Source organism: Rhodococcus sp. R1101, assembly GCF_000278445.1.
GTDB classification, from domain to species: domain Bacteria; phylum Actinomycetota; class Actinomycetes; order Mycobacteriales; family Mycobacteriaceae; genus Rhodococcus; species Rhodococcus gordoniae.
The window spans coordinates 1-5,569 of record NZ_AJVB01000255.1 but is presented as its reverse complement, the minus strand read 5'-3'; the positions used below and the strand labels follow the sequence as shown (position 1 = coordinate 5,569).

Here is a 5,569-nt window from a genome sequence, read left to right as displayed (position 1 = left end):
GTTGAGAAGCACGGCATCACGTACAGGGCCCTTGTCCCCCGCCAGGACGGCCCGCGCGATCGCCGCGTTCTCTGCGGCATCGCCACCACGGAGCGCCTCGAGCGGAACCCGGTCGATACCGAGATCGCGCGGATCGAGTGTCACGACCCGGACCTTCCCGCCGTGGACGATGTGCACGCGCGACGTCGTGGAGGTGGTCAGTTCGTCGAGTCCGTCGTCGCCGCGCACGACGAGCGCCGAGTTGCCGCGCTGCGCGAGCACGCCCGCGACGGTCGGGACGAGCGGTTCGAAGGCGCACCCGATCAGACCGGCACCCGGCCGGGCCGGATTGGTGAGTGGACCGAGGACGTTGAAGACCGTCGGAATCCCGATCTGCTTGCGCGGTGCGGCCGCGAATCGCAGCGCCGGGTGGTAGACGGGCGCGAAGCAGAATCCGATCCCGGCTTCGGCGACCGAATGGGCCACCTCGTCGGGCCCCAGGTCGATGTGCACGCCGAGAGCCTCGAGCACGTCGGCGCCTCCGCTCTTGGAGGAGGCGGCACGGTTGCCGTGCTTGACGACCCGGATGCCCGCCGCGGCCACGACGAGCGAGGCCATCGTCGAGATGTTGACGGTGTTCGCGCGGTCGCCACCGGTGCCCACGATGTCGACGACGTCGCTGTCGACCGGAACGAGCCGGGCGTAGTCGAGCATCGTGTCGGCGAGTGCCCGCACCTCGTCGGGGGTCTCGCCCTTCATCTTCAGCGCGACACCGAATGCTGCGATCTGGGCCGGCGTGGCGTTGTCGGAGAAGATCTCGCTCATCGCCCATCGCGCCTCGTCGGCCGACAGGTTCCGTCCGGCGGTGAGCGCTCCCAGCACGGAGGGCCAGTTCCGGGTCACCTCGTCCGCGTCTCGCGTCGCGTTCATCGCACCTGCCCTCGCCGCATCTCGCTCCTCACCGGGCACCGGCGTGCCCTCTTCCGACCGGTCAGCTTAGCCAGCGGAGTCCTGCGGTTGCAGGGCGTCCCACCCCAGGGCCGTTCCGCCGAGCCGCTGCGCGAGCGAGGCCATGCGCGACTTCTCCTGCGCACAGTGCAGGGCGTCGAGGATCTGGACGCGCTGCAGAATCACGGAAGCACCGTCCACGGCCGTGGGCGGGACGTCCCCGTCGCCGGTCCCGGCCACGACGTAGCCGTCCTGGCCGGCCAGCTCCGCGGCCCGGTCCACCGCGTCCGCGGGCAACGCCAGGTGATGCCGGAGAACGGCCTCGTCCTCGGACCGCCACGACGGGCTCGTCCCGGCCCCGCGATCCAGCGCCGTGGAACAGGCTTCGGCGTCGTCGAAGGACGAGACGACCACGACAAGGTCGGCGCGGTTCGCGTCGAGCGGCTCGGCGCTCCGCCCCACCAGGGAGCGCAGCCATCCCCGAAGACCCTTTCCGGTACTCATGCACTCACGATCCCACGTGACCTTCCCGACCCTCGGAATTGCTCCGTGCGGCAACCTCCCGAGTGCCTGTCACCGCGCACCCACCTGGTGAAATTCGGGTTCGAGACCTGCACTGACGCGCCGATTTCGGCCCCGATTGCCCAAGACGTACTACGACGGGTCATACTAGCCAGCGTGACGAGCGCAGTAGGGACTTCAGGATCTGCAATCACACAGCGCGTGCACTCGTTGAACCGGCCCAACCTGGTCAGCGTCGGCACCATCGTGTGGTTGTCCAGTGAGCTCATGTTTTTCGCAGGGCTCTTCGCCATGTACTTCGTGGCACGGGCACAGGCCCCGGAGGGCATGTGGCCGCCCCCGCCCACCCACTTGAACCTGTGGTTGGCGGTACCGATCACCGCGGTGCTGATCGCTTCCTCCTTCACCTGCCAGCTGGGCGTCTTCGCCGCCGAGCGCGGCGACGTCTTCGGCCTGCGACGGTGGTACATCGTCACCCTCGCCATGGGCACCTTCTTCGTGCTCGGCCAGGGCTACGAGTACATCACCCTGGTGAAGGACGGCACGACCATCCCGGGCAGCGTGTACGGCTCGGTGTTCTACATGACCACCGGCTTCCACGGCCTGCACGTCATCGGCGGCCTGATCGCATTCGTGTTCCTGTTGTTCCGCACGAAGGTCAGCAAGTTCACGCCCGCACAGGCCACTGCAGCCATCGTCGTTTCGTATTACTGGCACTTCGTCGACATCGTTTGGATCGCGCTGTTTGCCACGATTTATTTCATCCGTTAGCCAGCTGAACGCCCAGGCAGCCCCCTGACGTCCAGTCCGTCCCGACATAAAAAAAGGGATACAGATGAGTTCATCCCCACCTCTCGCCTCCGAGGGTGACATGCCCGGTCGATCCTCTGCAGCCGATGCTGCGAAGTCCCGCCGCCAGCGCAAGATGCGCCGGCGCGTCACCGGAGCGTTGGTCCTCGCGCTCGGTCTCCTCAGCGCAGGCTTCATCGCCTCCGCGCTGACGCCTGCCCCGCAGGTGGCCACGGCGCAGGACGACCGGAGCGCTCTGATCCGCGAGGGTCAGCAGCTCTACGAGACCTCCTGCGTGACCTGCCACGGCGTCAACCTCCAGGGTGTCCAGGACCGCGGTCCCACCCTCATCGGCGTCGGCGAGGCCGCCGTCTACTTCCAGGTCTCCTCGGGCCGCATGCCGATGATGCGCAACGAGGCCCAGGCCCTGCGCAAGGACCCGAAGTTCGACGCCGCGCAGACCGACGCGCTCGGCGCGTACATCCAGGCCAACGGTGGAGGCCCGACGGTCATCCGCGACGAGAACGGCGAGATCGCCCAGTCGTCGCTGCGCGGCAACGACATCGGACGCGGTTCGGAGCTCTTCCGCCAGAACTGCGCGTCGTGCCACAACTTCACCGGACGCGGCGGCGCGCTGTCGTCCGGCAAGTTCGCACCGAACCTGGATCCGGCCAGCGAGCAGCAGATCTACACCGCGATGCTCACCGGCCCCCAGAACATGCCGAAGTTCTCCGACCGTCAGCTGACGGTCGAGGAGAAGCAGGACATCATCGCGTACATCAAGTCCGCAAGTGAGACGAGGGACCCGGGTGGCTACGGGCTCGGCGGCTTCGGCCCCGGTGCCGAAGGGCCGACCATGTGGGTCGTCGGCATCGTCGCCGTCGTCGGCGCTGCGCTGTGGATCGGAGCAAGGTCATGAGTGGCGGCGAAACGCCGAACAAGCACACGGTCGAAGATCTCGACCGGATGAGCCGGGACGACCTCGTCACGCTCGGAACCAACCTCGACGGCGTCGACGTCGCGTTCCGCAAGGACCGGTGGCCCGTCGAGGGCACCCGCGCCGAGAAGCGGGCCGAGCGCAACGTCGCCTTCTGGTTCGCCCTCGCAGGCATCTCGGGTCTCGCGTTCATCGCGATCTACCTGTTCTGGCCGTGGGAGTACCAGGGCATCGGCGAGGAGAACTACGGCTGGTACAGCCTCTACACCCCGATGCTCGGACTGACCCTCGGTCTGTCGATCCTCGGTATCGGTGTCGGCGCGGTGCAGTTCACCAAGAAGTTCATCCCCGAAGAGGTGTCGATCCAGGATCGGCACGACGGCGGATCCTCCGAGGTCGATCGCAAGACGATCGTCGCCGAGCTCTCCGATTCGCTCGACACGTCGACCCTGCCGCGTCGCAAGCTGATCAAGCGCACTGCCATCTTCGGTGGCGGCGCGCTCGGCCTGGGCCTGATCATGCCGCTCGGTGGCCTGATCAAGAACCCGTGGGCCGAGGGCGACGAGTCGTCGCTGTGGGTGTCGGGCTGGACCCCGCGCTACCCCGGCGAGACGATCTACCTGCGTCGTGACACCGGCCGTCCCCAGGACATCGTCCTCGTGCGCCCGGAGGACCTCGACGCCGGCGGCATGGAGACGGTCTTCCCGTTCCGCGAGTCCGATCGAGGAGACGATCACGCCCTGCTGCAGAGCCTGCGCGGCATCCGCAACGCCGTCATGCTCATCCGTCTGCGCACCGAGGACACCGAGCGTGTCGTCAAGCGCAAGGGCCAGGAGAGCTTCAACTACGGCGACTACTTCGCGTACTCGAAGATCTGCACGCATCTCGGCTGCCCGACCTCGCTCTACGAGCAGCAGACGCACCGCATCCTGTGCCCGTGCCATCAGTCGCAGTTCGATGCACTGGAGTACGGCAAGCCGATTTTCGGTCCCGCTGCTCGCGCACTGCCGCAGCTTCCGATTACAGTGAACGAAGAGGGCTTCCTGGTCGCCAACGGCGACTTCATCGAGGCACTCGGTCCGGCATTCTGGGAGCGTCGCCCGTGAGTACTGCAACCCCGTCCCGCGCCGCACAGATCGGCGAGAATCTCGATTCTCGCTACCATCTGTCCGCCGGCATCCGCCGCCAGATCAACAAGGTGTTCCCCACCCACTGGTCCTTCCTCCTGGGTGAGATCGCGCTCTACAGCTTCATCATCCTGTTGATCTCTGGTGTCTTCCTGACCCTGTTCTTCGATCCGTCGATGGCGCACGTCGTCTACGACGGTGTCTACACGCCGCTGCGCGGTGTGGGTATGTCCCGTGCCTACGAGACGACCCTGAACCTCTCCTTCGAGGTCCGCGGTGGTCTGTTCGTGCGACAGATCCACCACTGGGCAGCCCTGATGTTCGCCGCGTCGATCGTCGTCCACCTGCTCCGCGTGTTCTTCACCGGTGCATTCCGGCGCCCGCGCGAAGCCAACTGGGTGATCGGCTCCCTGCTGCTCATCCTGGCGATGTTCGAGGGCTTCTTCGGCTACTCGCTTCCCGACGACCTGCTCTCCGGTACCGGCCTCCGCGCCGCGTTCTCCGGCATCACGCTGTCGATCCCGATCATCGGCTCGTGGATGCACTGGGCGATCTTCGGTGGCGACTTCCCGGGTGAGCTGATCATCCCGCGCTTCTACGTGCTGCACGTGCTGCTCGTCCCGGGCATCATCCTGGCCCTGATCGCCGCGCACCTCGCGCTGGTCTGGTACCAGAAGCACACGCAGTTCCCCGGCCCCGGCCGCACGGAGCAGAACGTCGTGGGTGTTCGTATCCTCCCGGTCTTCGCCGTCAAGTCGGGTGCCTTCTTCGCGATGACCTTCGCGGTCCTCGCCCTGATGTCCGGCCTGCTGCAGATCAACCCGGTCTGGAACATCGGCCCGTACAACCCGTCGCAGGTCTCCGCCGGTTCCCAGCCCGACATCTACATGATGTGGACGGACGGCATGGCGCGTATCTGGCCGGCCTGGGAGCTGTACCTGTTCAACCGGTACACGATCCCGCAGCCGTTCTGGATCGCGTTGATCATGGGCCTCGTGTTCGTCGTTCTCACGGTCTACCCGTGGATCGAGAAGAAGTTCACGAAGGACGACGCGCACCACAACCTGCTGCAGCGTCCGCGCGACGTGCCGGTCCGTACCGGGCTCGGGTTCATGGCCCTGGCGTTCTACGCCGTCGCCACGATCATGTGCGTCAACGACATCATCGCGTACAAGTTCGATATCTCGATCAACGCGACGACCTGGATGGGCCGTATCGGTCTGGTCCTGCTCCCGCCGCTCGCCTACTACATCGCGTACCGGTTCTG

Annotated in this window: 6 protein-coding genes; 4 read left to right on the top strand and 2 right to left on the bottom strand. The window is 66.4% G+C overall.

Features of this window, described 5'->3' with window-relative positions:
• Together trpD and R1101_RS0115265 are read right to left on the bottom strand one after the other, a co-directional pair.
• Positions 1–909: anthranilate phosphoribosyltransferase (gene trpD, locus R1101_RS0115270; RefSeq protein WP_016934262.1), on the bottom strand; the 909-nt coding region annotated here is incomplete at its 3' end.
• A 66-nt stretch (positions 910–975) separates the two neighbouring features.
• Positions 976–1,431 (bottom strand): hypothetical protein, encoded by a 456-nt coding sequence (locus R1101_RS0115265; protein WP_026003318.1) that lies wholly within the window; start codon positions 1,429–1,431, stop codon positions 976–978.
• A gap of 174 nt (positions 1,432–1,605) precedes the next feature.
• Here R1101_RS0115265 and ctaE point away from each other — a divergent pair, with 174 nt between their 5' ends.
• The 4 genes from ctaE to qcrB all read left to right on the top strand — a co-directional run.
• Positions 1,606–2,220 (top strand): aa3-type cytochrome oxidase subunit III, encoded by a 615-nt coding sequence (gene ctaE, locus R1101_RS0115260; protein WP_026003317.1) that lies wholly within the window; start codon positions 1,606–1,608, stop codon positions 2,218–2,220.
• Between the two features lie 100 nt (positions 2,221–2,320).
• Positions 2,321–3,157 (top strand): cytochrome bc1 complex diheme cytochrome c subunit, encoded by an 837-nt coding sequence (gene qcrC / locus R1101_RS0115255; RefSeq protein WP_085996974.1) that lies wholly within the window; start codon positions 2,321–2,323, stop codon positions 3,155–3,157.
• Positions 3,154–4,281: a cytochrome bc1 complex Rieske iron-sulfur subunit gene (qcrA, locus tag R1101_RS0115250; protein ID WP_026003315.1), complete on the top strand. Its 1,128-nt coding sequence runs from the start codon at positions 3,154–3,156 to the stop codon at positions 4,279–4,281. The genes qcrC and qcrA overlap by 4 nt, the downstream gene beginning before the upstream one ends.
• The coding region (gene qcrB, locus R1101_RS0115245) for a cytochrome bc1 complex cytochrome b subunit (protein WP_016934257.1) at positions 4,278–5,569 on the top strand (1,292 nt) is incomplete at its 3' end. The genes qcrA and qcrB, both read left to right, overlap by 4 nt.

Bases quoted from the DNA above. Each gene is read 5' to 3' on its own strand.
- qcrA (WP_026003315.1), top strand. From the start codon at position 3,154: ATGAGTGGCGGCGAAACGCCGAACAAGCACACGGTCGAAGATCTCGAC.
- qcrC (WP_085996974.1), top strand. From the start codon at position 2,321: ATGCCCGGTCGATCCTCTGCAGCCGATGCTGCGAAGTCCCGCCGCCAG.
- R1101_RS0115265 (WP_026003318.1), bottom strand. From the start codon at position 1,431: ATGAGTACCGGAAAGGGTCTTCGGGGATGGCTGCGCTCCCTGGTGGGG.